Raw genomic sequence first — 24,110 nt, 5'->3', positions numbered from 1 at the left:
CGCCTCACCGATTCGGCAAGGTGGCCACACCGAATTTGTCAAGCATCAGTCTCACTGATTCTTGCGCTCGAGAACGCTGCAACGAGAAGCAACACTATGCCCGTGGCCGCTGTGATCGCACCCACCCCCACGGTTGCGTCCGATATGCGCGATGACGTGAGTGGCCACTCACCGACGTACACCAGAGCTGCCACGGCAGATCCGATCAGCAATGCCGCGCCCCGCGACGGCCGCGCGGACGCTGCGATCACAGCGGCGATCACGACGGTGACGCCGACGAGCAGTTGACCCCAGACGTCAATTCCCCACGGCCACTCCAGAACTGAGGCCGCCGTATAGGTGTCGCCCTGATAGAGGGGAAGCGCGGTTCCGATCAGGACAGCGACGGCGCCGATCCCACCGACGAGAAGCACCAGCCCTCTCGAACCGCCACCTACCGACGTGTCGACATCCTCACGCTCGGCGCTTCCCGCCAGCCAGACGAGCAGTCCCGTCGCCGCAGCGAGGAAAGCCGCGCCGCAGAGCACGAAGGCACCGGCCCCCAACCCGACACCCGGCACGTCCGTGGCGATGACAGCCGACTGCATGACAGCGGCGACTCCCATCACGACCGTGGTCCACAACACGCCGACGGCCGGCCGCACCACCGCGGCGCGGCCCGGGGCGAACAGGCCCAGACCGGCGACCAGCAGTACAGCAGCCGCAAGCAGGACAACTCGAGACGAAAGCATGGACGGTTCGGGGATGTTCTCCGGCAACGACAGGACCGGAAGTGCCACCCCCAGGGCTGCCACTGCTGCGGTGACAACTGCGCCGATACCGGCAACGCGGTGAAGTCTGTTCACCCGCGCTTGCGCCGCCCGGGACTGAGCCACCATCGCCGCTTTCAGCGCACCCTTTGTCGTCTTCGCGGGTGCGCGAACCACACTTTCAGCGGGAATCGCATCTTTTTCACGCCTGGAAGCGAGGTAGGGAACTGAAACGCCGATCACGGCGATGACCACGGCGGCCAGTGCCCCGACCACCGATCCCGAACCGACGCCGATCCGATCGCCGGCCGCGAACCCAGCCATCACCCTGGTTCCACTGACTGCGAGTGCGCCGAGACCGACACCGATCAGGGCGCCGCAGCCCACCGGTAGCGAGATGGACGTCAATGCCGCCGCGACCGCAACGAGTACCGCGACGCCGACCAATCCCGTACCGACGGCGGTAGCCGCCGCCGAGTCGACGAGCGGTTTGACCAGAAAGATCGGATCCTGCGAACTGAAGGAAGGACCGAACAGGGAGAGCACGAACACCACCGCGGCCAGAATCAGCAGCGCTGTCGGCCACCCACCGATCCGCCCGCCAACCGATCGCCCGTCGAATTCCGCGGCGCGAGCACTGCCGTATCCGTCCCGCTCTGATTCACGATGGACGACCATGAAGCCGAGGACACCAGACACCACAAGAAGTCCGTGGCCCGCGAGCGCGAGATAAGCGCCCGGACCCGCATCGATCGAACCCGCCGAAATCGGACGGAAAAGGTCCAAGCGGTTTGCATCGATTGCGTCGACGAACAACTGAACGTCGAGGATCGCCGCGCCGAGGGACACCGCGCCGATACCTGCCAGGAGTCCACCTGCGAAGGCGGGCCTGCGCCCCGAGGTGAGCACCGCAACCAGCGGCACGACGATCGTGCAGACGGCAGCGAAGAGAGCGGCGGAAGCAAGAGCCCCCGTCGTGTCGACCCCGCGGCCACTCCCGACTCCGACGACGGGACTGGCTGCCACTCCGACGGCACCGAGCAGTCCGATTACCGCCGCGAGTGGCGCCCCGGACTTCACTCCGGGGTCGTCGAAACGCGCCTGCGACGTAGTTCCAGGTGTTGTGGACACTCGATCGACGGTAGTGCCTGAATGGACCGGTGATCCGGTTGTGACACGCGTGATCACGAAACGAGATGATTCGTCCGTTTTGCCCGGATCGACATATTCCCAGGTCAAGCTGTGAGGCACGTCACATAATCGGACAGGTTTCCGCTACGGCTTGCGCCCATCGCAATCATTTCGTTACCGTCAGTCGGTCTAAGTCACGGGCTGATCACGAACTCGAGGAGAGAACCGGCATATGCATCACCGCAGCCAGTTCACCGCTAGTAGGTTCTCGAACTCAGCTCCAGACGAGGTCACGACCACTTATCCAACGCACTCGGCCAGGCGTTACACCGAGACCAAAAGTTCTGAGATCTCTACCGATATGTTCACTCGAAATTCATCCTCCACGTCGTCAGATTCCGACTCTCACGAGTTCGTCGAGTCCGACGTGATCAGCACCCCCACTTACGCCACCTCCGCACCGACAGTCGATGTCGAATCTCCGGTTCGCCGCAGCGGTGCTCACCGACTCCCCACCCCTCCCTCCGCTCTCAAGGGCCGCGCCGCCGTTCTGGCAGTTGCAGCCGGCGCGGTTGTCGCCGCGGGCCAGGCAGTTGTCAACGACGGTTCCTCTTCTGCCGCCGACCACTCGGAAGTTGCACTCGCCAACGAGTCCTCCGCGATCGGTACCACCGCAGAACCGCAGGCCGCTCAGTTCGCTCCGGCCACCTCCACGGCAGCCACCACCGAGGCCGACGCTCCGCAGGTCCTCAACGTCGCAGCGCCGACCGACCTCTCCCAGTTCAGCAACCTGCTTGCCAAGGGCCAGCGTTTCAGTGACGAGCGCGCAGCACGCGAAGCCGCTGCCCGTCGCCCGCTGTTCGTCCTGCCGGCAGTGGGCACGTTCACGTCCAACTTCGGCACCCGCTGGGGCACCCTGCACGCCGGCGTCGACATCGCCGCCCCGATCGGGACGCCCATCGTCGCCGTCGCCGACGGCAAGGTCATCGATTCAGGTCCGGCTTCCGGGTTCGGCATGTGGGTACGCCTACAGCACGCAGACGGAACGATCACCGTCTACGGCCACATCGACACGTCCACCGTCACGGTCGGTCAGCAGGTCATGGCCGGCGACCAGATCGCCACTGTCGGCAACCGCGGCTTCTCCACCGGCCCGCACCTTCACTTCGAGGTTCATCTCGCCGGCGAGAACAAGATCGATCCCCTCCCCTGGCTCGCCTCACGCGGCATCAGCCTCGGCGTCGAGCAGGACTGATCGCAAGCCCAACGCTTCTGATGAAAAACTTCCGGCCCGTACCTTTCCAGGTACGGGCCGGAAGTTTTTGCCTGTCTTCTACAGCTTGACCATCGGCACACCGCCGATGAGCATCAACCGCACCTTGCCCGCGCTACCGAAGTCGATGGTGACCGTCGCGGTGGGGCCAGTGCCCTTGGTTTCCAACACGGTGCCCAGACCGTACTTGTCGTGACTGACGCGGTCACCCGTGGCGAGGACCAGAACGTTGTTGCGGCCACGCGCGGCACCGAAACTGGGAGTCGACGCGGCCTTGCCGGACCCTCCCCCGTAGTTCTGCCCGCCGCCGTATCCCTGGCCGCCCTGGCTGCCGTAGCGGCTTCCGCTGCCGTAACCCGGCCTGCCGCTTCCGAATCCGCCACCGGTGCCCGGATCCTCACGGCGCCAGTTGATCAGGTCCTCCGGGATCTCCTGGATGAACCGCGACGCCGGGTTCTGGATCGGTTGCCCCCACGCCGAACGCATGATCGCGCGCGTCAGGTACAGGCGCTGCCTGGCACGGGTGATGCCGACGTAAGCAAGTCGACGCTCTTCGGACAGCTCCGCCGGATCGCCGAGGGCGCGCATGTGCGGGAACTGCCCGTCCTCCCAACCGGTGACGAAGACGACCGGGAACTCGAGGCCCTTGGCGGTGTGAAGCGTCATCATGGTCACGACGCCGTCGTCGGAGTCCGGCAGTTGATCGGCGTCGGCGACAAGCGATACCCGTTCGAGGAAGGCGGCAAGCGAACCCGGATCGGGTTCACCTTCACGCATTGCTGCGGTTTCCTCGTCGTCCGGATCGATCAGCCCGGCCGCGTTTCGCGCGTCGGAACTGAATTCCCTTGCCACGCTGACGAGTTCGTTCAAGTTGTCGAGTCGCGCGCCATCCTGCGGATCGCTGCTCGCCGCAAGCTCGGCGCGGTAGCCGGTGCGCTCGAGCACCGCCTCGGCAACCTCACCGATGTCACCGAGCTCGAACGGTTCGTCCTCGTCGGCGGCCGCTGTCGGTAGCAGGGCCCGCAGCCCGTCCATCATCTCGAGGAACGACGCGATGGCCTTCTGTGACCGCGTATTGAGCAGCGCCACTTTGCCTTCCGCGCCGTCACGGAGAGCGGCGGCGAAGCTGATGTTGCGATGCTCGGAGTGCACGGCGACGCAGGCTTCGGCTCGATCACCGATACCGCGTCGGGGCGTGTTGAGAATGCGTCGCAGGCTCACGGTGTCGTCCTCGTTGGCGAGGACGCGCAGATACGCGACGATGTCCCGAACTTCCTTGCGCTCGTAGAAGCGAACGCCGCCGACCACCTTGTACGGCACTCCGAGTCGAATGAAGATCTCCTCGAGCGCGCGCGAGGAGTTGTTGGTCCGGTAGAACACCGCGATGTCGGCGAACTTGGTCTCGCCCTGGTCCACCAGCCGATCGATCTCCGAGGCGACAAACGATGCTTCGTCGTGCTCGTTGTCTGCAACGTAGCCGACGATCAGTTCGCCTTCACCCGAATCGGTCCACAGACGCTTTTCTCGTCGGCCGGTGTTCTTGGAAATCACGGAGTTGGCCGCAGACAGAATGTTCTGCGTCGAACGGTAGTTCTGTTCGAGAAGGATGGTCCGAGCATCCGGGTAGTCGCGTTCGAACTCTTCGATGTTGCGGATAGTGGCTCCGCGGAACGCGTAGATCGACTGATCGGCGTCACCGACGACGCACAGTTCGGCCGGGGCAACGGCGTGGTCGGACTCGCCGGCTCCACCGACCAGTTCACGCACAAGCATGTATTGCGCGTGGTTGGTGTCCTGGTACTCGTCGACGAGCACGTGACGGAAGCGGCGGCGGTAGTACTCGGCGATCTGTGGAAACGCCTGAAGAAGCGCGACGGTCTCACCGATGAGATCGTCGAAGTCGAGTGCGTTCGCCGCACGCAGCCGCTGTTGGTAGTGGCCGTAGACCTTGGCGATCAGTCGCGGAAGTTCGGCCGGATCCTGATCGGCTGCGACAACCGCCTCTTCCGGTCCGACGAGTTCGTTCTTCAGGTTGGAGATGTGAGTGGCGAGAAGCCGCGCGGAGAATCGTTTGGTGTCGAGCTCGAGGTCCTTCGAGATCATCGTCAGCAGTCGACGCGAATCGTCGGAATCGTAGATCGAGAAATTCGAGTTCAAACCGGGCAGGAGCGCCGCCTGTGCTCGCAGGATCCGCACGCAACTGGAGTGGAACGTCGATACCCACATGGCGTTGGCACGCGGTCCGACAAGAGCTGCCACACGCTCGCGCATCTCGGCCGCAGCCTTGTTGGTGAACGTGATGGCCAGGATCTGACCGGGGGTGACACCCCGTTCGGCCAACAGATAGGCGATGCGACGCGTCAGCACTGCAGTCTTGCCCGAGCCGGCTCCCGCGACTATCAGCAACGGCGAACCGGCATGGACCACGGCCTCGCGCTGTTGCGGGTTGAGACCCTCGAGGAGGGCGTCCGAACCCGCGTCGTGTCCCCGCGCGCCGCCCCCGTCGTGCTGGGAATGTCCGTCGTGCTCACCGAGTGCTGGGTACGTGTTCATCGCCTGTCCACGCTACCGGCGTCCGCCGACACGGTCGTCAGTGCGTCCACCTGCTGGTAGAGGCACTTGGATTACCTGTGTCGAGCATGGCAAACTGGACGCTATGTTCAGCATTTCCGTTCGCGACAACACGGCCGACCCCGTCGGCCCGCTGTGGCGTTACTTTACGTGCCCCGGACCTCGGTGCACGTGATCTGAACAGCTCACCCGCCCCTGGTCCGAATCGGATCCGGGGCATTTTCGTCAGTGTGCCTGGATCGGTAACGACCCGAGCCGAGACCACGATCCACGCAGTAGGAAGAGGAGACGAATAGCAATGAGCACCCAGGCTGCAGCCCCCCATGGAAATACTGTAAATACTGCTCCGACAGACGTCGAGATCCCCCAGAGTGAGGCGGAGATCGACGAACTACGGAAAGAAATCGACCGTCTCGACGCCGAGATCCTCGCGGCCATCAAACGCCGCTCCGAGGTCTCCCAGATCATCGGCCGTACCCGGATGGCATCGGGTGGTCCGCGTCTGGTGCACAGCCGCGAGATGAAGGTCCTCGAACGATTCAACGAGCTGGGCCAGGAAGGCCACACCCTCGCGATGCTGCTCCTGCGCCTGGGCCGCGGACGCCTGGGCCACTAGCGCACGACCTGTTCACTTGCGAACGGCCACATCGGATGCCTCTGGCAGTCCCGATGTGGCCGTTCGCGTGTGTATCAGCTCTCGAGCGCGATGTACTTCGTGTTCAGGTATTCCTCGATCCCCTCGGTCCCGCCCTCGCGGCCGAATCCGGATTCCTTCACGCCACCGAACGGCGCTGCCGCGTCCGAGATCACTCCGCGGTTGACGCCGATCATTCCTGATTCCAGTGCATCGGAAACCCGAAGCGCACGGTCGAGATCCCTTGTGAAGATGTACGCGGCCAGTCCGAACTCGGTGTCGTTGGCGGCTGCGATTCCCTCGGCTTCGGTGTCGAAGCCGGTGATCGCGGCGACGGGTCCGAACACCTCTTCTTTCAGAATCCGCGCGCTGGCCGGAACGTCTGCCAACACCGTGGCTGGATAGAAGTACCCTTCACCACCCGGCGCTTCGCCGCCCAGTCGCACCTTCGCCCCGGCATCCACCGCATCTGCAACCAACTCCGCGACCGTGTCGAGTTGGTTCTGGTTGATCAGCGGGCCGAGCTTCGTCTCCGGGTCGGTACCGGGTCCCATCGTGAAAGTCGCCATCTTCTCGGTCAGCTTGGTCGTGAACTCTTCACGCACGGCGTTGGCGACGTGGAACCGGTTGGCGGCGGTGCATGCTTCGCCACCGTTGCGAAGCTTCGCCAGTACCGCGCCCTCGACTGCCTTGTCGACGTCCGCGTCGTCGAACACCACGAAGGGTGCGTTGCCACCCAATTCCATCGACGTGCGGAGCAATCGCTTCGCGGACTTCTCCACCAGCATCTTGCCGACGCCGGTGGACCCGGTGAAGGTGAGCTTGCGCAGTCGAGGGTCATCGATGAGAGGGCCGGTCACTTCACCGGATTTCGATGTCGGCAACACCGAGAGGACTCCGTCGGGCAACCCGGCTTCGGCCATGAGCTGAGCAAGCAACAACATCGTCAACGGGGTCTCCGAGGCGGGCTTGACGATGATCGTGCAGCCGGCGGCCAACGCCGGGCCGATCTTGCGGGTACCCATCGCCAACGGGAAATTCCAGGGAGTGATGGCCAGACACGGTCCGACCGGCGCTTTGGTGACAAGGATCCGGCCGTTGCCCGCCGGGGCCGGCGTGTAGCGCCCGCCGATGCGAACGGCCTCCTCGCTGAACCACCGGAAGAACTCAGCCCCGTACTTCACCTCGGCGCGACTTTCGGCGAGTGCCTTGCCCATTTCGAGGGTCATCAGCAGCGCCACGTCCTCCGCTCGCTCGGTGATCTTCTCGAAGACGGCTCGCAGGATTTCACCACGCTCGCGCGCAGGTGTGCTCGCCCACTTCGACGAGACGGCGACGGCTTCGTCGAGAGCGCGCAGCGCGTCCGCGGGGCTCGCATCGGCGACATCGGTCAACGATTTCCCGGTCGCCGGATCCGCCACCGGGAAGGTCGCGTTGTTCTCCGCGGGCACGAACCGACCGCCGACGAACAACTGGGTGGGAACTGATCGAATGAATTCGAATGTGTCCATGGGTTCCATGATGCTCGTCGGAGCCGCGTCCGTCTGCCCGCGAGCGAGACTCACGCGGAAGTTTCCAGCTTGTGCCACTAAAGTCGATGATCGTGAGCACTGACATCACCGGAACCTCAGCCTGGCAGAAACTGCGCGCTCATTACGCCGACATCGAAGGCGTTCACCTGCGAGAACTCTTCCAGGACGATCCAGCCCGCGGGCGAGAGCTGACGATCGACGCCGGTGATCTTCACATCGACTACAGCAAGCATCGCGTCAGCCGCGAGACTCTCGCGCTGCTCGTCGACCTGGCCCGCGAGGCCGGCGTCGAGGCACGACGCGACGCGATGTTCGCGGGCGATCACATCAACACTTCCGAAGACCGCGCCGTACTACACACAGCGCTGCGTCTGCCCAAGGATTCTGCGCTGACCGTCGACGGTCAAGACGTCGTCGCCGACGTTCACGAAGTTCTGGACGCGATGGGCGCTTTTGCCGATCGTGTGCGCAGCGGCGAGTGGACCGGAGCTACCGGCAAGCGCATCCGCACCATCGTCAACATCGGCATCGGCGGTTCCGACCTCGGGCCGGTGATGGTCTACCGCGCATTACGGCATTACGCCGACGCCGGAATCAGCGTCCGGTTCGTCTCCAACATCGACCCTGTCGATCTGGTCGGACAGCTCGACGACCTCGATCCGGAGACGACGCTCTTCATCGTCGCATCCAAGACGTTCTCCACCCTCGAGACCCTCACCAACGCGACAGCGGCAAAGCGTTGGCTGTTCGCCGGTCTGGGCAGCGAAGACGTCTCGGCCGTAGCCAAGCATTTCGTCGCAGTCTCCACCCACGGTGACCGCGTGGCGGAGTTCGGCATCGACACCGCGAACATGTTCGGGTTCTGGGATTGGGTCGGCGGGCGCTACTCCGTCGACTCGGCGATCGGCTTGTCGGTCATGTGTGCCGTCGGACCCGTTCGCTTTGCGGAGTTCCTCGACGGTTTCCACCAGATCGACACGCACTTCCGAAACCAACCGCTCGAGCAGAACGCGCCGGTCCTCCTCGGCCTCATCGGGCTCTGGTATTCCAACTTCTTCGGCGCACAGTCCCGCGCAGTTCTGCCCTACTCCAACGACTTGCTGCGCTTTCCCGCCTACCTGCAGCAGCTGACCATGGAGTCCAACGGCAAATCGGTTCGCGCCGACGGCTCACCGGTGACCACGTCCACCGGTGAGATCTTCTGGGGCGAGCCCGGAACCAACGGCCAACACGCCTTCTACCAACTCCTGCATCAGGGCACCTGGCTGGTGCCTGCCGATTTCATCGGGTTCGCGGAATCCACCGACGATCTGCCTACTGCGGACGGCACGGGATCAATGCACGATCTGCTCATGAGTAACTTCTTCGCTCAGACAAAGGTTCTCGCGTTCGGCAAGACTGCCGAAGAAATCGCGTCAGAGGGCACTGCTCCGGAGCTGGTGCCACACAAGGTGATGCCAGGCAACCGACCGTCGAGCACTATCTTGGCGAAGGAGCTGACCCCCTCGGTCGTCGGTCAGCTGATCGCACTTTACGAGCACCAGGTATTTGTCGAAGGTGCTGTCTGGGGTGTCAATCCGTTCGATCAGTGGGGCGTCGAACTCGGCAAGACACAAGCCATGGAACTGGGGCCTGCGCTCTCTTCCGAAGCAACACCCGGCGACCTCGGCGACACATCCACAGATGCTCTGGTGCAGTGGTACCGCAGAGAGCGCGGACGGGCCTGACTCACGCGGCGGCCGGGCCGAACCAACTTTCCGTTGTGTACACGCGTCCGGATCGGTCGACGAGCCGAGCCCGAAGCTCTTGCTGTTCAACCCATTTGATGGCGCTTATCCCCCGGATCAACGCAGCTTCGCTCGCGGCGTACGCCCACACCGCGTCGTCAGCAATCACCGAGACCTGTGCCCATTCCGTGGAGGGCCGCTCCTGGTTCGGCTCCCAGGAGGGCAGCTCCAGCGCCCGCGCCGTCGCCATCGCGGTTCCGTTGATCAGTTCGACTTCTTCGCTGTCCGGCACCGGAATCTGCCAGCCACCAGCCGGTGCATGGCCGGCCGTGGCGATCACGTCGCCGATCCGCACAGCAACGCCGCATTGTAATTCGGCGGCGACGATCTGCGCGGCGCGATCGACGGTGTCGGCCTTGGCAACTCCGGTGATGTCGAACGACGCACCCCAGGGCGCGTACACCACGTCTCCGTCGAGCTGTACGTCCTCGAACGTCGGGGTCGGGTGCACCGGAGGGATGGATTCGTCCTCGGAGTAGTTGTCGGCAAGCGGATTGACTGCACCGCCGGTCATACGGGCAGCCCACAGCGCCGACCGCAGCAGAGCCGACATACGTCGTGTCACTTTGACCGGAGTTCCCTGAGCGAGGTTGACGGCGTGAATCTCGGCGTCTCCCCGGCGAAGGTCGCAGACCGCTTCGGTTTCGTCGATGGCAGCTGCGATCAACGCGTGCGCAGTAGGCAGCGCAGCGCCCTCGGTGACGTCCACCTCCACGGCGGAATCCCACATCGCCCACTTCTCGACACTGACCATGTCAGTCCTGCCCTTCGAACACACTGTGTTGTAACCAGTATGCGCCGGTCAGCAACCCCCGTGCCATAAAGCGCTTCCGAGGCCGAGGCACACATGCCGCAGGTTGAGCAGCGCACGGCGGGGACTGGATGGTAGATCTGTGCGACAGAATTGCCGCCCGGACTGTCGCCCTCCGTGTGCAAGACGTGTAATCCTCCACATGGTTCTGACATGCACCTGACTGCGACGACGTCGACTACTACTGGCGCAGCGGGCAATTCCGATCCGAAAGACGCAGAGTCGACGCTCGACATGTCCGGCCGGGCCGGCTGCGCTTCGAGCCCGGTCCGCCGCAGCAACACGCCCGGGCGGCGCTGATGTCACCGCATGAACCTTATGTCACCGCATGAAAAAGTGGGGACCGACGAGAAGCACTGTGTTCCAACGTCGATGACATACCAATCGGCCGCTTTCAATGCGCGTCACTTTCGCAGGTGGACACACCTGAGCGCTCACTCTCGAGTGCAGAAAAATACGGGCCCATCACTGCGCGCGAGCGTCGAGCAGAGCACCGAGAAGAAGTCCCGAACACGCGGCGCGCCAACCGCCGGCACGACGACGCCCGGTGCCCGGCGGCAGCGCTTCGCACGTTACAGACCGAGCAGGAATGCATCGACACAAAATGGATAGGACCGGCTGAAAGAACCTGCAGCACAATGGCGTAACCACCACCGTTCGGCTTATACGCTACCGCCGTACACCTTGGCAAAACGAACGGTCAGTACGCGGCGAAAATCACATACTTTACAAAGTCTTTGGAATTTTTCTGCGCCAAATATCCGCAGGTGAAAGGACTTTCGACCAGAGTCCAGAATAACCGTGTCGTCTACTATGTGAAAACTGCGAAGTAGCTGTGACGCTGGGTCACGCTCGAGGGAGGAATTGTGACCGATTCATTCAAGGACCGTTTGAACGCCTTGTACCCGGCCACAGCACCGAGACTCACCAACGCACAAGTTGTGGAAGCCCTTTCGCAACGTGGATGCAAGATTTCGACACCGTACCTCTCGCAACTCCGGAGCGGTGTGCGCACGAATCCATCGGAGCAAGTCGTTTTGGCATTGGCCGATTACTTCGGCGTAGCAGCAGAGTACTTCTTCGGCCCGACACCTCGCCAAGATCCCGAACTGATTCCGGAAGAAGACCGTTCGGTTGTCGAGGAGTTCCACGACAGCGAATTACGTTCTCTGGCCATAAAAGCGGTCGATCTCTCCCCTGAATCGCAGGACTTGCTCTCATCGATTGCGGAGAAACTTCGCTCGTCCGAAGGACTCCCGGCCGTCCCTCCGGATTGCAGCACCTACACCCCACCGTTCACTCGCGACTAGTCCGGAGCGAAGTTCAGCGAGTCAGATCAGCGAGTCAAGCGGCCCAATAGTGCCGAAGCTGTGATGATTCCGAGCAGCGCGGCCCCGATCAGCACGCCGAAGTCGACGAGGTAGTCGGTCGGCATTCCGATCAGCAGACCGCGCAGCGCTGACACCTCGTAACTCAGCGGATTGATGCGACTGAGCCACTGAACCCACGTCGGCATGAGTTCGACCGGGTACAGAGCGTTGGACGCGAAGAACAACGGCATGGTGATCGCCTGGCCGATGCCCATCAATCGATCTCGTTTGAGCACGATCCCCGCGATCGCAACCGACAGACAGGCGAAGAACGCCGAGCCGAGGACAACGACAGCCACGACGCCGAGCAGCTTGATCGGGTTCCACGTCATGCTCACGCCCAGCAGCGCCGCTACAACGACTACGACCACGGCCTGGGCGACCGCACGGATACCGGCTGCAAATGCCTTTCCGGTGACCAGCGCGGCTCGTGGCGTCGGCGTCACCATGAGTTTGGTGAGGACTCCCGCGTCACGCTCCCAGATGATCTGGATTCCGTAGAAGATCGCAACAAAAAGCGCGGACTGCGCAATGATGCCCGGCGCGAGAAAGTCGAGATACGGTACGTCGCCAGTCGGGATCGCTCGGATATGACTGAACGTCTGACCGAAGATCACCAACCAGAGGATCGGCTGGATTGCGCGCGTGACCAATTCAGATCGGTCGTGCCGCAACTTCTGAACTTCCACGAGGCAGAATGTGTAAATTCTCGAGAGCAATCGAGCAAGACTGTTGGTAGCGGGATCAGCCCAAGCGGCGCGCTGTGCGACGGGCACTGCGGACATCGTGGAGACCTCCTGACTTGCCGCCGGTGAGGTCGTCGCCGGTGTAGTGACGGAACACGTCTTCGAGAGTGGCCTCCGGCCCCAGTTCGGCGGCCAACGCGCTCGGCTCGCCCACTGCACGAAGTGCACCGTGATGCATCAACGCAACACGATCACACAACTCCTCGGCTTCTTCCATGTAGTGCGTCGTGAGCAGGACGGTCATGCCGTATCGCTTCTGCATCTCCGCCACTCGCTTCCAGACGGATTCGCGGGCAATGGGATCCAACCCCACCGTCGGTTCGTCGAGCACCAGCAGCGACGGTCGGTTCACCAGTGCCTGCGCAAGTTCGAGCCGTCGCACCATACCGCCGGAGAAGCTCGACGCGAGACGCTCACCTGAATCGAGCAGATCCACCATCTCGAGCGCCTGGTCGACGCGCTCGCGTCGTTCGGACCGCGGAACGTCGTACAGTCGCGCGAACCAGGTCACGTTCTCGCGTGCGGTCAATGCGCTTTCGATCGAGAGCTGTTGTGGCACGTACCCGAGGTAGCGCCGAATGGTCATCGCCTCGGTACGAACTGAGCGACCGAGAATCCGAATGTCACCGTCTTGCAGAGGAAGTAACGTGTTGAGCAACCTGATCGTCGTAGTCTTTCCTGCGCCGTTGGGACCGAGCAGGCCGAAACACTCCCCCGCATTGATGACCAGACTCAGGTTGTCCACCGCGCGGTGGTCGCCGAACTTGTATGTAACCGAGTCGATCTCGACCGCGGGTGCGCCGGGGTCGGGTGAACCTGCCGCTCGGCTCTTCCACCACTGTGTCAGCATCTCACTACCCGTCACCTTCTGATCCGGCTGCTGCCAGAGCGCTCGCCAATCGCGACAGGGCTGGTAGCGCAGCCTCGATACTTGCCCTGTCTTCTCCGGTCAGACTCGACAATGCCTGACCGACAATCACGCTCCGGCGATCACGCCACACTTCGACGCGGGCGCGCGCCTCGTCCGAGAGGACCAATCGCGCGACGCGTCGATCAGCCTCGTCGGCAACCCGTTCGATCACTCCCTCGTCGACGAGCTGCCGAACCAGGGTGGACACCGTGTTTGCCGCGACACCCAATCGCCCGGCAGCCTCAGCCACCGACAGACCCGGGTTGCGCCGTAGCAGCCTGACGAGTTCGATTTGGGCGCCGCCGAGCGGTCGTTCTGTAAACGGTCGCCCCGATGCCTTCCTCGTACCCCGGCGCAATTGCCCGAGCGTCTCCAGGACATCATCCGAAAGCCTGTGATCTGCTCCGATTTCATCCACACCTCACAATAGCTCTGTAACAGAGCTATTGTCGAGGAATCCGGACGCCCGGCGTTTTCAGCTCGTCCGCAACGGGTATCCCCGATTGCTTGTCCCGAGCACTCCCGCCCAGAACGGAGACGTCATGCGCAGACAGTGGTTGTTCGCGACGGTTGCGAGTACCGCCCTGATCCTCACCGGTTGCTCGCCCGACGCCCTCGATTCCGGGGACAGCGCAGACAACGTCACTGCCATTGCGACGTCGCTGTCGCCACCCGCCGCCGCTGATGCACCCCTGCTGAAGACCGCCGACTCCCCACTCGGGACGATCGCCGTCGACGGCGAAGGCATGACCGTCTACGTCTACAACCCGGACGAGGAGAACTCACAAGCCGGGTCGTGCGACGAAGCGTGCCTGCGTTACTGGCCGGCGGTCACCTCGGTCACGGATTCGCCGATCGTCGAAGGAATCGACGCCGTCATCGACACTGTCGACGGGCCTGAAGGATCTTTCCAGATCACCGTCAACGGCAAGCCCGTCTATCGGTACCTCGACGACAAGGTTCCCGGAGACATGCTCGGACAGAGCATCGGCAGCCTGTGGTGGATGATCGACGCCGCCGGAAACCCCGTGTTCAAGACTGAGTAACCCTCAGTTGTACGGCTGCCGAGCGGTTTCGGGGTCGCCGTACGTGATTGCCCGTTCCCGACGCGTTTTCGACGCCAGGGTTGCGCCCCAGTTCAGCACCGTGCTGGCGCGATTGCGGAAACCGGCGAGGAATGCGATGTGGATGATTCCCCATGACACCCATCCGATGAACCCGGACAACTGGACCGGCCCTGCCTGAAGCAACGCGTGGCGTCGCGAAATGTAGGCCGCGGTTCCAAGATCGCGGTACTTGAACGGTTTTCGGCTGGGCACTCCGTTTTCCACGGTTGCAGCGATCCGGGCACCGGCGTGCCGACCACCCTGCATCGCGACCTCGGCCACCCCGGCAAGTTTGTCCCGCGACATGAGGTCGCCCACCACGTAGACGTTCGGGTGGCCGGGAACGGTCAGATCGGCTTCCACCTCGATGCGGCCACCGCCGACCTGCTTCACACCCAGCGCCGTGGCCAGTGCCTCGGCGAACGGCACTGCTTCGACGCCCGCGGTCCACAGAATCGTGCGGGTCTCGTACTGCCGCTTCTCTTTTGTCTTCTTGTCCGTCGTCTCGATGCTGGTCTCGCACACGTCGGTGACGTGCACGCCGAGGTGAGTCTCGACGCCGATCCCGTCGAGAGTACGTTTGGCGGCGGCCGAGAGCTTGCGACTGAACGAAGGGAGCACCCGATCGTCGCCGTGGAAGAGCAGTACCCTTGCCTCGTCAGGGTCGATGGACCGGAACTCGTTGGTGAGCGCGTGCATCGCCAATTCGCGGATCTGTCCGGCTAATTCGACGCCGGTGGGTCCGCCGCCCGCCACGGCGAATGTCAGCCACGGTCGACGTTCTTCCGCAGTCGGGAGCGATTCGGCCATCTCGAACGCAGCAATGAGACTGCGCCTGATCGCCAAAGCGTCGTCGAGGGTTTTCATGCCGGGCGCCCATTTGATGAACTCGTCCTGGCCGTGGTAGGACTGGCGCATTCCAGCCGCCACGATCAGGTAGTCGTACGGCAATTCGAAGGTCGACCCGTCGAAGCGACTGGCAGTCAGTATCCCGGCGTCGGCGTCCACCGACTTGGCCTCGCCCAGAACGACGTTCGTGTTCTTGTTGTCCTCGAGCAGATGTCGCAGCGGACTTGCGATCTGCCCTTCGGAGAGCAGACCCGTGGCGCACTGGTAGAGCAGGGGCTGGAAGACGTGGCTGGTCCCTCGGTCGATCAGAACCACCTCGACGTCAGCCTTCTTGAGTCGTCTCGCTGCATACAGTCCACCGAAGCCGCCACCGACGATCACTACCCGGGGCTTACCGTTCGAGATGTGGATGCTCATCAGACAAACCTCGCTGTCACGGAGTTGGGCAGGAATCGTAGGGCCGCATCTATCCCTTGCCACTTGAGGCCGGGTAGCGCCGCTCGGGTGGTTTCCTTCTCGATAGCGTCGACCATGGCACTGACGCCTTCGTCCAGACTGGCCATGAGCGCAGCGTCGTCGCCGGCGCCGGCGGACATGTCGGTCTTGATGAAGCCCGGCAGCAGCGTGGTGACCCGAATAGGTGTGCGCGCCAACTCGATACTGAGCGCCTCACCCAGCGCCGCTACTCCCGCCTTGCTCGCCGAATAGGCCGCTTTTGGCCCGGGTAGCCCCCGATCCGCGCTTATCGAGGACACGAGAACCAGGTGTCCGGAGTCCTGCGCGCGGAAGATCTCGAGCGCAGCTTCACACTGCGACAGCGCGCCGACAAAATTCGTCTGCGCTGTTGCAAGATTCGCGTGCGCTTTTCCGGTTCCGATCTTGGCGCCCTTGCCGAGCCCGGCGTTCACGATCACCCGGTCCAGGCCACCCAACTCGTCGCGCAGCTCACCGAAAACCCGGACGACGGAATCGTGTTCGGTCACATCGAGTTCGCGCACTGCGACGCTGATCGACGGGTACTGCGCCACCAGCTCCCCACGCAGCGTGTCGAGACGATCCGTCCGCCGGGCACACAACGCGAGGTCGCGACCGGCCGCGGCGAATCTCCTGGCCATCTCCTCACCCAGACCCGAACTGGCACCGGTGATCAAAATCTTCTGCCGCGTCATGGGTGCAACTGTAACCATCATCGAGTTCTCGTACCCGGCGGTAACCGAGCGAACTCGGACCGATCCGACATACCGTGGAGCAATGACCGACGAATTCGATGTCATCGTGATCGGCGGTGGACCCGCCGGCGAGAACGCCGCCGCATACGCCATCGCCGGAAGTAATCGCACCGCCGCAATCGTGGAACACGAACTGGTCGGCGGTGAATGCTCGTATTGGGCCTGTATGCCCAGCAAGGCACTACTGCGCCCGGGGCAGGTCCTCGAGGCGGCCGACGCCTTGCCCGGGATCCCGGCCGGACCGCTGGACGTCGATGCCGTTCTGAAACGGCGCGACTCGTTCACCCACAACCACGACGACTCGTCCCAGGTCGACTGGGCAACCTCCGCGGGCATCACCGTGATCAAAGGCCACGGGGTCATCGACGGCGAGCGAGCAGTGACCGTCGACGGGACCCGTAAGCTCCGTGCCCGCCGTGCCGTCGTACTCGCCACGGGAACGACCGCCACCGTCCCGAAGACACCGGGATTGCGCGAGGCACTCCCGTGGACCTCGCGCGACGCCACCAACCTGCACGAGGTTCCGTCGCGAGTGGCGGTCATCGGCGGCGGAGTGGTCGCAACTGAGTGCGCAACGTGGTTGTCGTCGTTCGGCGCTCACGTGACGTTGCTCGTGAGGGGCGATGCTCTGTTGAAATCAGCAGAACCGTTTGCCGGAACGATGGTGGCCGAAGCACTCGGTGCCCGCGGTGTGGACGTTCGACTGAGCACTGCCGTCAACTCGGTCTCACGCCCCGATGCCAAGGACACCGGCGAAGGTCACATCCACGGTGGACCCGTCAGCATCGAGACATCGTCCGGCGTGATCGAAGTCGACGAGGTCATCGTCGCGGCGGGCCGCGGGCCGACATCTGCCGATCTCGGCTTGTCCGTCATCGGCCTCGAGGACGGCAAGTACGTCACCACTGACGATCACCTCTGTGCCCAAGGTGAGTGGCTCTACGCCGTCGGCGACATCAACGGTCGTTCTCCCCTCACCCACATGGGCAAGTATCAGGCGAGAGTCTGCGGAGACGTCATCGCCGCGCGGGCCGAGAGCCGCGGACTCAGGGGACCTCGGTACACGGCGTCGGCGGACAATGGACAGGTCCCCCAGGTGGTGTTCACCTCACCCGAAATCGCCTGGGTGGGACGCACCGAGAAGAAAGCTCGCGACGACGGCTACGACGTCGAAGTCGTGGAGATCGAACTCGCAGTCGCGGGATCTTCGCTGCTGCGCGACGACTACTCGGGGCGCGCGAAGTTGGTGATCGACAAGGCCACCGACGTGATCCTCGGCGCTACCTTCGCCGGGCCCGAAGTATCCGAGCTGGTGCATGCGGCGACAATCGCGGTCGTCGGCGCCGTACCACTGGAAACTCTCTGGCATGCGGTGCCCTCGTATCCGACGGTCAGTGAAGTCTGGCTTCGATTGCTGGAGGCTCGCCGCTGACGCGCTCCCGAAGTACGTATAGTCGCGACATGGCGTCCGACATACTTGTGACCACGGCCGACGGCACCCTGCGCGGCCGCCGGGTGGGAAAACTTCGTGCCTGGCGCGGAATTCCCTACGCCCGGCCGCCGGTCGGAACACTGCGTCTGACGCGACCACAGCCGGTCACGCCGTGGACCGGAGAACGCGACGCGATCAGGTTCGGCGACGCGTCTGTCCAACACAAGAAGGGGCTGTTGCTCGCGCCCGGGAAGTACCAGCCGAGCAGCGAGGACTGCCTGACGCTCAACGTGCTCGCCCCCGCGAACACCGGCAATACTCCGCGTCCCGTCATGGTTTTCATCCACGGTGGGGCAAACACCATCGGGACCTCGGCCACCGGCTTGTACTCGGGCGTGTCCCTCGTCGAACGCGGCGACGTCGTCTACGTCTCGATCAACTACCGACTCGGCGCTCTGGGCTACCTCGATTTCACCCCGTTCTCCACATCCGAGCGCGTATTCGACTCCAACCTCGGACTGCGCGATCAGGTCGCGGCCCTGCAGTGGGTGCAACGCAACATCGCCGCCTTCGGTGGGGATCCTGAAAAAGTCACGATTTTCGGTGAATCCGCCGGAGCCACCGCCGTCACCACCCTGATGGCGACTCCGGCCGCCAAGGGACTCTTTGCCGGCGCTATCGCCGAGAGTTCGGCTCCGGATCTGGTCTCGAGCACGCAGCGATCGCATGCCTGGGGCGCGCGTTTCGTCGAGATCCTCAATTCCGGCCTACCACCCGCGAAGGCCCTGACCTCGGCGACAGCCGTCGAATTGGGCAGAGCCGGAAGCAGACTGGGCGCCGAGGTACTCGCGAACACACCTGGACTACATCCCTTCGGACCGGTCGTCGACGGCGACTTCCTCCGCCGCTCCCCCTTGGACGCATTCAAAGAAGGATCGGCACACCAGGTGCCGATGATCATCGGCACCAACAGACGGGAGGGGACGCTGTTCCCGAAGGTGCTCGACGCACTTCCGACCAACCCGTCGCGCATCGACACCATGTTTGCCCTCACCGATCCCGAGGCCGGGAAGCGCATCCTCGCGACCTATCCCGGCTACCCGGACGAGCAGTCCGCGATCGACGTCGGCGGAGACGTCACGTTCTGGCACCCGTCCGTGGAGTTGATGCAAGCGCACGCACAATCGGCGCCGACGTACGCCTACCGATTCGACTTCGCGCCGACGATGATGCGCTGGCTCGGCCTCGACGCCACACACGGATTCGAGATGTTTGCAGTCTTCGGCATCGGTGACACCCTTGTCGGGCGCGGCCTCACCCTTCCCGGCGGTCGACGCGGACTGCGCGCAGTCACCGAATCTGTTCAGGGACACTGGCTTCACTTCGCCGAGCACGGCTCGCCGCGCGGATCGTGGCCGCGCTACGAGGGGCAGGAGCGTCGGACCATGATCTTCGACGAGATCGTCCGCGTCGAGAACGATCCCAGACGTGAACAACGCTTGGCCTGGGCGGGATACAGCGGTTACCGTAGCCACGGCACCGACATCTCCCTACCGTGACGAGCCCCCTCGAGATCACTCTCGATTCCGGGGTCGTACGCGGGCGCCTCGATCGAGGACTGCGCACCTGGCGAGCAATCCCCTACGCAACGGCCCCGACCGGTCCTTGGAGATTTCGCGCACCGCAGCCGGTCGAGGCTTGGCATGGTGTCCGCCCGGCGGAAGCATTCGGCTCTCCGTCTCCGCAGCGCAAGAGCAATTTCGACGAGAACTCACTCTTCGTCAATGTCGTGGCCCCGCAGGTACCGTCGGATTCGTTGCGACCGGTCATGGTTTTCATTCACGGCGGCGCGTACAACGGCGGGAATCCGTCGACGCCCATGTACCGCGGAACGAGCCTGGTCGAACGTGGCGACATCGTCTACGTCTCGATCCAATATCGTCTCGGCGCGTTGGGCTACCTCGATTTCAGTGAATATTCCACTGCGGAAAGATCATTCGAGACGAACCTCGGATTGCGCGATCAGATCGCCGCGATGACGTGGGTCCAACGCAACATCGCCGCTTTCGGCGGCGACCCGAACGCCGTCACCGTCTTCGGTGAATCGTCCGGCGCCAACGCGGTCACCACTCTGATGGCAACGCCGGCGGCACGAGGGCTGTTCGCCCGGGCCATCGCTCAAAGTCCGCCGGCTGCTTCGGCATACGGAAAAGAGCGAGCGCACCGTTGGGCACGCGAGTTCCTCGAGATCGCACAGGCTCCAGATACCGTTCCGGGATCGTGGCTGCGCTCCGCTTCGGTGAAGGACCTGGTCGCTGCCGGCGAAGAACTTGCGCGCCGCGGCGCGGACGAAGAACCCGGAACGCGGGCATTTGCCCCCGTGGTGGGTGACGACGTCCTTCCCGAACACCCGCTCGACGTGTTCGCCGCCGGACGCGCCCACCCCGTTCCGCTGCTCGTCGGTTCGAATCTCCACGAGGGAAGAATCTTCCCGCGCGTTCTCGACATCTTGCCTACCGACCCGGTTCGGATCGAGAAGATGTTCTCCCACACCACCCCTGAAGTGAAAGCACGTGCGCTCGCGGCGTATCCCACGTATCCGCACCGGTTTGCTGCCGCAGATCTCGGCGGCGACATCACGTTCTGGGAGCCCGCGATACTCTGCGCACAGGGTCATTGCCAGGTAGCTCCTACCTACAGTTACCGCTACGATTTTGCGCCTCGCCTGCTCAGACTCGTCGGCATGGGCGCTACCCACGCCACCGAATTGCTTGCGGTCTTCGGGCGTTCGGATGCACTCACCGCGGCCTTGACCGCGGTCGGTGGGCGCCGCGGACTGACTGCGGTGACCTCCACCATGCAGCGCCACTGGATCCATTTCGCCCGCCACGGAGTGCCGGACCGGGATTGGCCCGCCTACTCCGTACCGGAGCGGCAAACAATGATCTTCGACGAGACGTCCCGAGTGGAGAACGACCCGATGGGTGAGCGTCGACGGGCTTGGATCGGCTACGAGCACAGGCGCTGAAGCCCGATCAGAAGAACTGACCTTTCACGAAACCTGCGAGTAGGACGGCAAATCCGCCCACCTCACCGAGGATCAGCAGAAACATCCCGAGGTGCAGGGGCGGACCGGCGGACTCGAACTGATTGTCGGTGTCCTTCATCGCACCGTGAGCGATGTAGCTGAATATCGCTGCGAGAAAGAAGAACACGACCACTGCGGCACTGGTCAGGTTGATCCACGTCGGCCACGCACTGAGTTCGACGAACACCGCGATCAGCAGCGTCGCAAACGAGTACATCAGGGCAGCGCGGTGTGCGATGTCGACATACGGATGGGCGAGGTGATTGTCCGAAGTGGCCATCTGTCGGTATTTCCAGATTCCCAGGCACAGGGAGAGAAGGAAGATCAGACCGGCCGCGAGAAGCGTCAGTGTCGTGTCGATCCCCAGCGTCATCTGCCCACCCCGCAGTGCGTTTCCAGCGAGTCACCGCTGGGTGATCCAGCCGAAGGCTTGTCGTAGACGACAACCAGCACCACCGCACGATCCGCCGACACCGACCGCATCCGGTGCGGCGTATTCGCGTCGAAGTACAAGCTGTCGCCGGCGTCGAGGTGCATCGTCTGCCCGGGGATTTCGAATTCTACGGATCCGGAATGCACGAACACGAACTCCTCTCCCGTGTGGTCCATGAACTTGGGACCCATCACCGAGGCCGGATGAACCACGAACGGCTGCATGGCCTTTCCGACCAGTGAGGGCGCGATCGGATCGTAGACGGAAGACTGCACGGAGTTGGCCGGGTCGATCACGCGGTCCTTCGCGCGCACGATCGTCATGGCATTTCCCTCCATACTGTCCGAGAACAGTTGCCCCACATCGGCGTCGAGCACACGCGCAATCTTGAGTGCCACCGCGATCGACGGGGTACTGATACCCCGCTCGACCTTGGAGAGATAGCTCTTCGTCAGACCGGTCTGCTCGGCCAGGCCCTCGAGCGTCAGACCGGCGCGACGCCGATGTGTTCGCAAAAACGCTGCCATTCGGTTCCCCTCACGAGACTTTGTGTCATCACCCTACCAATACATTGACCTGCGGCGATCAGCGATGCAGGAATCGAGGGTTGCGCATTTCCGTCCTATATGACACTTTGTGTCTTATAGGTGACTGAATGTCATTGATTTCCGGGTCCCGAGAAAGGCACACCCCATGACCGACACGATGCATGCGAGCAAGCAGGAACTCATGGCCACCGCCGAGACGAAGATGCTCACCGAAGTAACGACAGGTAGTTGGACTCTTCGACAGAAGATCGCACTGACCTGCCGGGCACTGTCGGACGCCGGCCACGACTCCGGCCTTGCCGGACAGATCTCCGCCCGCGGTGGGCAGCCAGGAACGTTTGTCACACAGCGACTCGGCCTCGGGTTCGACGAGATCACCGAGGACAACCTCCTGCTCGTCAACGAGGATCTCGAAGTCCTCGACGGGGAGGGCATGCCGAACCCCGCCAACAGGTTCCACAGTTGGATCTACCGCGCACGACCCGACGTCAACTGCATCGTCCACACACACCCGCTACATGCGACGGCGCTGTCGATGCTCGAGATTCCCCTCGTCGTCTCCCAAATGGACATCGCGCCGCTCTACGACGACTGCGCATTTCTCGCCGACTGGCCCGGGGTTCCCGTGGGAAACGAGGAGGGCGAGATCATTTCGGCTGCACTCGGCGACAAGCGGGCAATTCTGCTCGCCCACCACGGCCAACTCGTCGTCGGCAACACGGTCGAAGAGGCATGCTCTCTCGGGCATCTGATCGAGCGAGCGGCCAGACTGCAGTTGCTGGCGATGGCTGCCGGAGACATCAAGCCGCTACCGCCTCGCCTGGCGAAGGAGGCACACGATTGGACACTGACTCCTCGGCGCAGCGAGGCGAACTTCGCTTACTACGCCCGTCGCGCTCTCCGCAATCATCCCGACACACTGACCAACTGACTTTTGTTTCCCACCAACAGAACTGAGAGCCTCATGAGCAGCACCATCAAGGGAATCGTCGCCTATCCCATCACCCCGTTCGACCGGGACACCGGAGCATTCGACCCCAAGCCGCTACACACGCTCCTCGACAGCATGATCAGCAGTGGTGTCGACGCGATAGCCCCACTCGGCAGTACCGGCGAGAGCGCCTATCTCGACGATGCAGAGTGGGAGACGGTCGCTCGGGAGACTGTCGACTACGTCGACCGCCGAGTCCCCACCGTCGTCGGAGTGTCGGATCTGACGACGGCGGGAGCACTCCGCCGAGCATCGATCGCGGCAGACGCCGGAGCCGACGCAATGATGATCCTCCCCACGTCGTACTGGCATCTGGGTGAGCAGGAGATTCGTGAACACGTCACCGCGGTGGCCGATTCCGTCGACATTCCCACGATGATCTACAACAATCCGGCCACCACCGGGATCGACATGTCGCCGGAGTTTCTCGTCGATCTCGTCTCCACCGTCGACGGCATCATGATGATCAAGGAATCCACCGGCGACATCACCCGGATGAACCGCATCAACGAACTGAGCGGTGGCACGATCCCCTTCTTCAACGGCAGCAATCCTCTTGCACTGCAATCTTTCTCTGCCGGTGCAAGCGGATGGTGCACGGCAGCCCCGTGTCTGGCCCCCGAACAGGTGGTGCACTTCTGGCGTCTACTCGAATCCGGTGATCGGTCGGGTGCCGCCGCTGTGTTCGAACAGATCGAGCCGCTACTGAAGGTCCTCGTCAGTCGCGGACTGCCGTCGACGGTCAAAGCCGGGTTGGAATCTCTCGGCGTCGACGCCGGCCTTCCCCGCCGGCCCCTGCTGTCCCTCGACGACAACACCAGGACAGCTTTGTCCGACGCTCTGTCGGCGGCTCGCGGTGTAATCGTCGCGTCGTGACCTGACGTGGGAGTGGGTTCCGGCAAGATGGGATGCACACCGAC

At 63.3% G+C, this 24,110-nt stretch carries 22 protein-coding genes; 11 read left to right on the top strand and 11 right to left on the bottom strand.

Annotation, left to right across the window (positions count from 1 at the left end; translation table 11 throughout):
- Nucleotides 1-38: 38 nt before the first annotated feature.
- Nucleotides 39-1,880 (bottom strand): hypothetical protein, encoded by a 1,842-nt coding sequence (locus tag ABH939_RS04525; protein WP_404649381.1) that lies wholly within the window; start codon nt 1,878-1,880, stop codon nt 39-41.
- 232 nt (nt 1,881-2,112) lie between these two features.
- Between ABH939_RS04525 and ABH939_RS04520 the strand changes: the two genes are divergently transcribed.
- Nucleotides 2,113-3,135, top strand: coding sequence for a M23 family metallopeptidase (locus tag ABH939_RS04520; protein WP_054828357.1), 1,023 nt, complete (start codon nt 2,113-2,115; stop codon nt 3,133-3,135).
- Between the two features lie 78 nt (nt 3,136-3,213).
- Here ABH939_RS04520 and pcrA read toward each other — a convergent pair whose 3' ends face one another.
- Complete coding sequence (pcrA, locus tag ABH939_RS04515; protein ID WP_003946394.1) at nt 3,214-5,706, bottom strand: DNA helicase PcrA; 2,493 nt, start codon at nt 5,704-5,706, stop codon at nt 3,214-3,216.
- A gap of 316 nt (nt 5,707-6,022) precedes the next feature.
- Between pcrA and ABH939_RS04510 the strand changes: the two genes are divergently transcribed.
- Nucleotides 6,023-6,340: a chorismate mutase gene (locus ABH939_RS04510; RefSeq protein ID WP_007727611.1), complete on the top strand. Its 318-nt coding sequence runs from the start codon at nt 6,023-6,025 to the stop codon at nt 6,338-6,340.
- A gap of 74 nt (nt 6,341-6,414) precedes the next feature.
- Here ABH939_RS04510 and ABH939_RS04505 read toward each other — a convergent pair whose 3' ends face one another.
- Nucleotides 6,415-7,869 carry an NAD-dependent succinate-semialdehyde dehydrogenase gene (locus ABH939_RS04505; RefSeq protein ID WP_007727613.1) on the bottom strand — a complete coding sequence of 485 codons (1,455 nt, stop codon included), beginning with the start codon at nt 7,867-7,869 and terminating at the stop codon, nt 6,415-6,417.
- Between the two features lie 92 nt (nt 7,870-7,961).
- Here ABH939_RS04505 and pgi point away from each other — a divergent pair, with 92 nt between their 5' ends.
- Nucleotides 7,962-9,617, top strand: coding sequence for a glucose-6-phosphate isomerase (gene pgi / locus ABH939_RS04500; protein ID WP_118603670.1), 1,656 nt, complete (start codon nt 7,962-7,964; stop codon nt 9,615-9,617).
- 1 nt (nt 9,618) lies between these two features.
- On the opposite strand, the gene ABH939_RS04495 is transcribed toward pgi, so the two are convergent.
- Nucleotides 9,619-10,431, bottom strand: coding sequence for an FAD:protein FMN transferase (locus ABH939_RS04495; RefSeq protein WP_007727618.1), 813 nt, complete (start codon nt 10,429-10,431; stop codon nt 9,619-9,621).
- 210 nt (nt 10,432-10,641) lie between these two features.
- Here ABH939_RS04495 and ABH939_RS04490 point away from each other — a divergent pair, with 210 nt between their 5' ends.
- Together ABH939_RS04490 and ABH939_RS04485 are read left to right on the top strand one after the other, a co-directional pair.
- Nucleotides 10,642-10,788 (top strand): hypothetical protein, encoded by a 147-nt coding sequence (locus ABH939_RS04490; RefSeq protein WP_156423122.1) that lies wholly within the window; start codon nt 10,642-10,644, stop codon nt 10,786-10,788.
- Between the two features lie 566 nt (nt 10,789-11,354).
- A complete protein-coding gene (locus tag ABH939_RS04485) occupies nt 11,355-11,798 on the top strand; it encodes a helix-turn-helix domain-containing protein (RefSeq protein WP_003946341.1) in 444 nt (147 codons plus the stop codon).
- A 26-nt stretch (nt 11,799-11,824) separates the two neighbouring features.
- Here ABH939_RS04485 and ABH939_RS04480 read toward each other — a convergent pair whose 3' ends face one another.
- Genes ABH939_RS04480 through ABH939_RS04470 form a run of 3 tightly spaced genes read right to left on the bottom strand, consistent with a single transcriptional unit; the run spans nt 11,825 to nt 13,932 of the window.
- Nucleotides 11,825-12,643: an ABC transporter permease gene (locus tag ABH939_RS04480; protein WP_404649380.1), complete on the bottom strand. Its 819-nt coding sequence runs from the start codon at nt 12,641-12,643 to the stop codon at nt 11,825-11,827.
- A complete protein-coding gene (locus ABH939_RS04475) occupies nt 12,603-13,454 on the bottom strand; it encodes an ABC transporter ATP-binding protein (protein WP_404649379.1) in 852 nt (283 codons plus the stop codon). The genes ABH939_RS04480 and ABH939_RS04475 overlap by 41 nt, the downstream gene beginning before the upstream one ends.
- Before the next feature lie 4 nt (nt 13,455-13,458).
- Entirely contained in the window at nt 13,459-13,932 is a 474-nt protein-coding gene (locus ABH939_RS04470) for a MarR family winged helix-turn-helix transcriptional regulator (protein ID WP_404649377.1), read from the bottom strand.
- 124 nt (nt 13,933-14,056) lie between these two features.
- Between ABH939_RS04470 and ABH939_RS04465 the strand changes: the two genes are divergently transcribed.
- Nucleotides 14,057-14,560, top strand: coding sequence for a hypothetical protein (locus ABH939_RS04465; protein WP_404649376.1), 504 nt, complete (start codon nt 14,057-14,059; stop codon nt 14,558-14,560).
- 3 nt (nt 14,561-14,563) lie between these two features.
- Here the strand turns inward: ABH939_RS04465 and ABH939_RS04460 are convergent, their stop codons facing one another.
- Nucleotides 14,564-15,886 (bottom strand): NAD(P)/FAD-dependent oxidoreductase, encoded by a 1,323-nt coding sequence (locus ABH939_RS04460; RefSeq protein ID WP_003946361.1) that lies wholly within the window; start codon nt 15,884-15,886, stop codon nt 14,564-14,566.
- Nucleotides 15,886-16,638, bottom strand: coding sequence for an SDR family oxidoreductase (locus ABH939_RS04455; protein ID WP_007727631.1), 753 nt, complete (start codon nt 16,636-16,638; stop codon nt 15,886-15,888). Before ABH939_RS04455 ends, ABH939_RS04460 begins: the two co-directional genes overlap by 1 nt.
- 82 nt (nt 16,639-16,720) lie before the next feature.
- On the opposite strand from ABH939_RS04455, the gene ABH939_RS04450 reads away from it, so the two are divergent.
- The 3 genes from ABH939_RS04450 to ABH939_RS04440 are packed head-to-tail and all read left to right on the top strand — an operon-like array spanning nt 16,721 to nt 21,158.
- Nucleotides 16,721-18,130: an NAD(P)/FAD-dependent oxidoreductase gene (locus ABH939_RS04450; RefSeq protein ID WP_030534884.1), complete on the top strand. Its 1,410-nt coding sequence runs from the start codon at nt 16,721-16,723 to the stop codon at nt 18,128-18,130.
- Nucleotides 18,131-18,159: 29 nt separating this feature from the next.
- A complete protein-coding gene (locus ABH939_RS04445; RefSeq protein ID WP_404649375.1) occupies nt 18,160-19,689 on the top strand; it encodes a carboxylesterase/lipase family protein in 1,530 nt (509 codons plus the stop codon).
- On the top strand, nt 19,686-21,158 hold the full coding sequence (locus ABH939_RS04440) for a carboxylesterase/lipase family protein (RefSeq protein WP_404649374.1): 1,473 nt from the start codon (nt 19,686-19,688) through the stop codon (nt 21,156-21,158). The genes ABH939_RS04445 and ABH939_RS04440 overlap by 4 nt, the downstream gene beginning before the upstream one ends.
- A gap of 7 nt (nt 21,159-21,165) precedes the next feature.
- Here the strand turns inward: ABH939_RS04440 and ABH939_RS04435 are convergent, their stop codons facing one another.
- Nucleotides 21,166-21,591, bottom strand: coding sequence for a hypothetical protein (locus ABH939_RS04435; RefSeq protein WP_003946354.1), 426 nt, complete (start codon nt 21,589-21,591; stop codon nt 21,166-21,168).
- Entirely contained in the window at nt 21,588-22,178 is a 591-nt protein-coding gene (locus ABH939_RS04430) for a helix-turn-helix domain-containing protein (RefSeq protein WP_003946400.1), read from the bottom strand. Before ABH939_RS04430 ends, ABH939_RS04435 begins: the two co-directional genes overlap by 4 nt.
- Nucleotides 22,179-22,344: 166 nt before the next feature.
- Here ABH939_RS04430 and ABH939_RS04425 point away from each other — a divergent pair, with 166 nt between their 5' ends.
- Both ABH939_RS04425 and ABH939_RS04420 read left to right on the top strand, forming a co-directional pair.
- The gene (locus ABH939_RS04425) at nt 22,345-23,130 is read left to right on the top strand and encodes an aldolase (protein ID WP_030534888.1); all 786 of its coding nucleotides are present in this window, start codon (nt 22,345-22,347) and stop codon (nt 23,128-23,130) included.
- A 33-nt stretch (nt 23,131-23,163) separates the two neighbouring features.
- A complete protein-coding gene (locus ABH939_RS04420) occupies nt 23,164-24,066 on the top strand; it encodes a dihydrodipicolinate synthase family protein (RefSeq protein ID WP_404649373.1) in 903 nt (300 codons plus the stop codon).
- Nucleotides 24,067-24,110 lie beyond the last annotated feature (44 nt).

Origin of the sequence: Rhodococcus sp. 27YEA6, assembly GCF_044908235.1 — a bacterium.
Classification (GTDB): domain Bacteria; phylum Actinomycetota; class Actinomycetes; order Mycobacteriales; family Mycobacteriaceae; genus Rhodococcus_F; species Rhodococcus_F qingshengii.
This window is presented reverse-complemented; position numbering and strand designations above follow the sequence as displayed.

What these genes read in the sequence shown, in the direction of transcription:
- ABH939_RS04505 (WP_007727613.1), bottom strand. Translation starts at nt 7,869, where the DNA reads ATGGACACATTCGAATTCATTCGATCAGTTCCCACCCAGTTGTTCGTC.
- ABH939_RS04510 (WP_007727611.1), top strand. Translation starts at nt 6,023, where the DNA reads ATGAGCACCCAGGCTGCAGCCCCCCATGGAAATACTGTAAATACTGCT.
- ABH939_RS04425 (WP_030534888.1), top strand. Translation starts at nt 22,345, where the DNA reads ATGACCGACACGATGCATGCGAGCAAGCAGGAACTCATGGCCACCGCC.
- ABH939_RS04455 (WP_007727631.1), bottom strand. Translation starts at nt 16,638, where the DNA reads ATGACGCGGCAGAAGATTTTGATCACCGGTGCCAGTTCGGGTCTGGGT.
- ABH939_RS04420 (WP_404649373.1), top strand. Translation starts at nt 23,164, where the DNA reads ATGAGCAGCACCATCAAGGGAATCGTCGCCTATCCCATCACCCCGTTC.
- ABH939_RS04465 (WP_404649376.1), top strand. Translation starts at nt 14,057, where the DNA reads ATGCGCAGACAGTGGTTGTTCGCGACGGTTGCGAGTACCGCCCTGATC.
- ABH939_RS04460 (WP_003946361.1), bottom strand. Translation starts at nt 15,886, where the DNA reads ATGAGCATCCACATCTCGAACGGTAAGCCCCGGGTAGTGATCGTCGGT.
- ABH939_RS04430 (WP_003946400.1), bottom strand. Translation starts at nt 22,178, where the DNA reads ATGGCAGCGTTTTTGCGAACACATCGGCGTCGCGCCGGTCTGACGCTC.
- ABH939_RS04450 (WP_030534884.1), top strand. Translation starts at nt 16,721, where the DNA reads ATGACCGACGAATTCGATGTCATCGTGATCGGCGGTGGACCCGCCGGC.
- ABH939_RS04520 (WP_054828357.1), top strand. Translation starts at nt 2,113, where the DNA reads ATGCATCACCGCAGCCAGTTCACCGCTAGTAGGTTCTCGAACTCAGCT.
- ABH939_RS04475 (WP_404649379.1), bottom strand. Translation starts at nt 13,454, where the DNA reads ATGCTGACACAGTGGTGGAAGAGCCGAGCGGCAGGTTCACCCGACCCC.
- ABH939_RS04480 (WP_404649380.1), bottom strand. Translation starts at nt 12,643, where the DNA reads ATGTCCGCAGTGCCCGTCGCACAGCGCGCCGCTTGGGCTGATCCCGCT.
- ABH939_RS04445 (WP_404649375.1), top strand. Translation starts at nt 18,160, where the DNA reads ATGGCGTCCGACATACTTGTGACCACGGCCGACGGCACCCTGCGCGGC.
- ABH939_RS04435 (WP_003946354.1), bottom strand. Translation starts at nt 21,591, where the DNA reads ATGACGCTGGGGATCGACACGACACTGACGCTTCTCGCGGCCGGTCTG.
- pcrA (WP_003946394.1), bottom strand. Translation starts at nt 5,706, where the DNA reads ATGAACACGTACCCAGCACTCGGTGAGCACGACGGACATTCCCAGCAC.
- ABH939_RS04495 (WP_007727618.1), bottom strand. Translation starts at nt 10,431, where the DNA reads ATGGTCAGTGTCGAGAAGTGGGCGATGTGGGATTCCGCCGTGGAGGTG.
- ABH939_RS04490 (WP_156423122.1), top strand. Translation starts at nt 10,642, where the DNA reads ATGCACCTGACTGCGACGACGTCGACTACTACTGGCGCAGCGGGCAAT.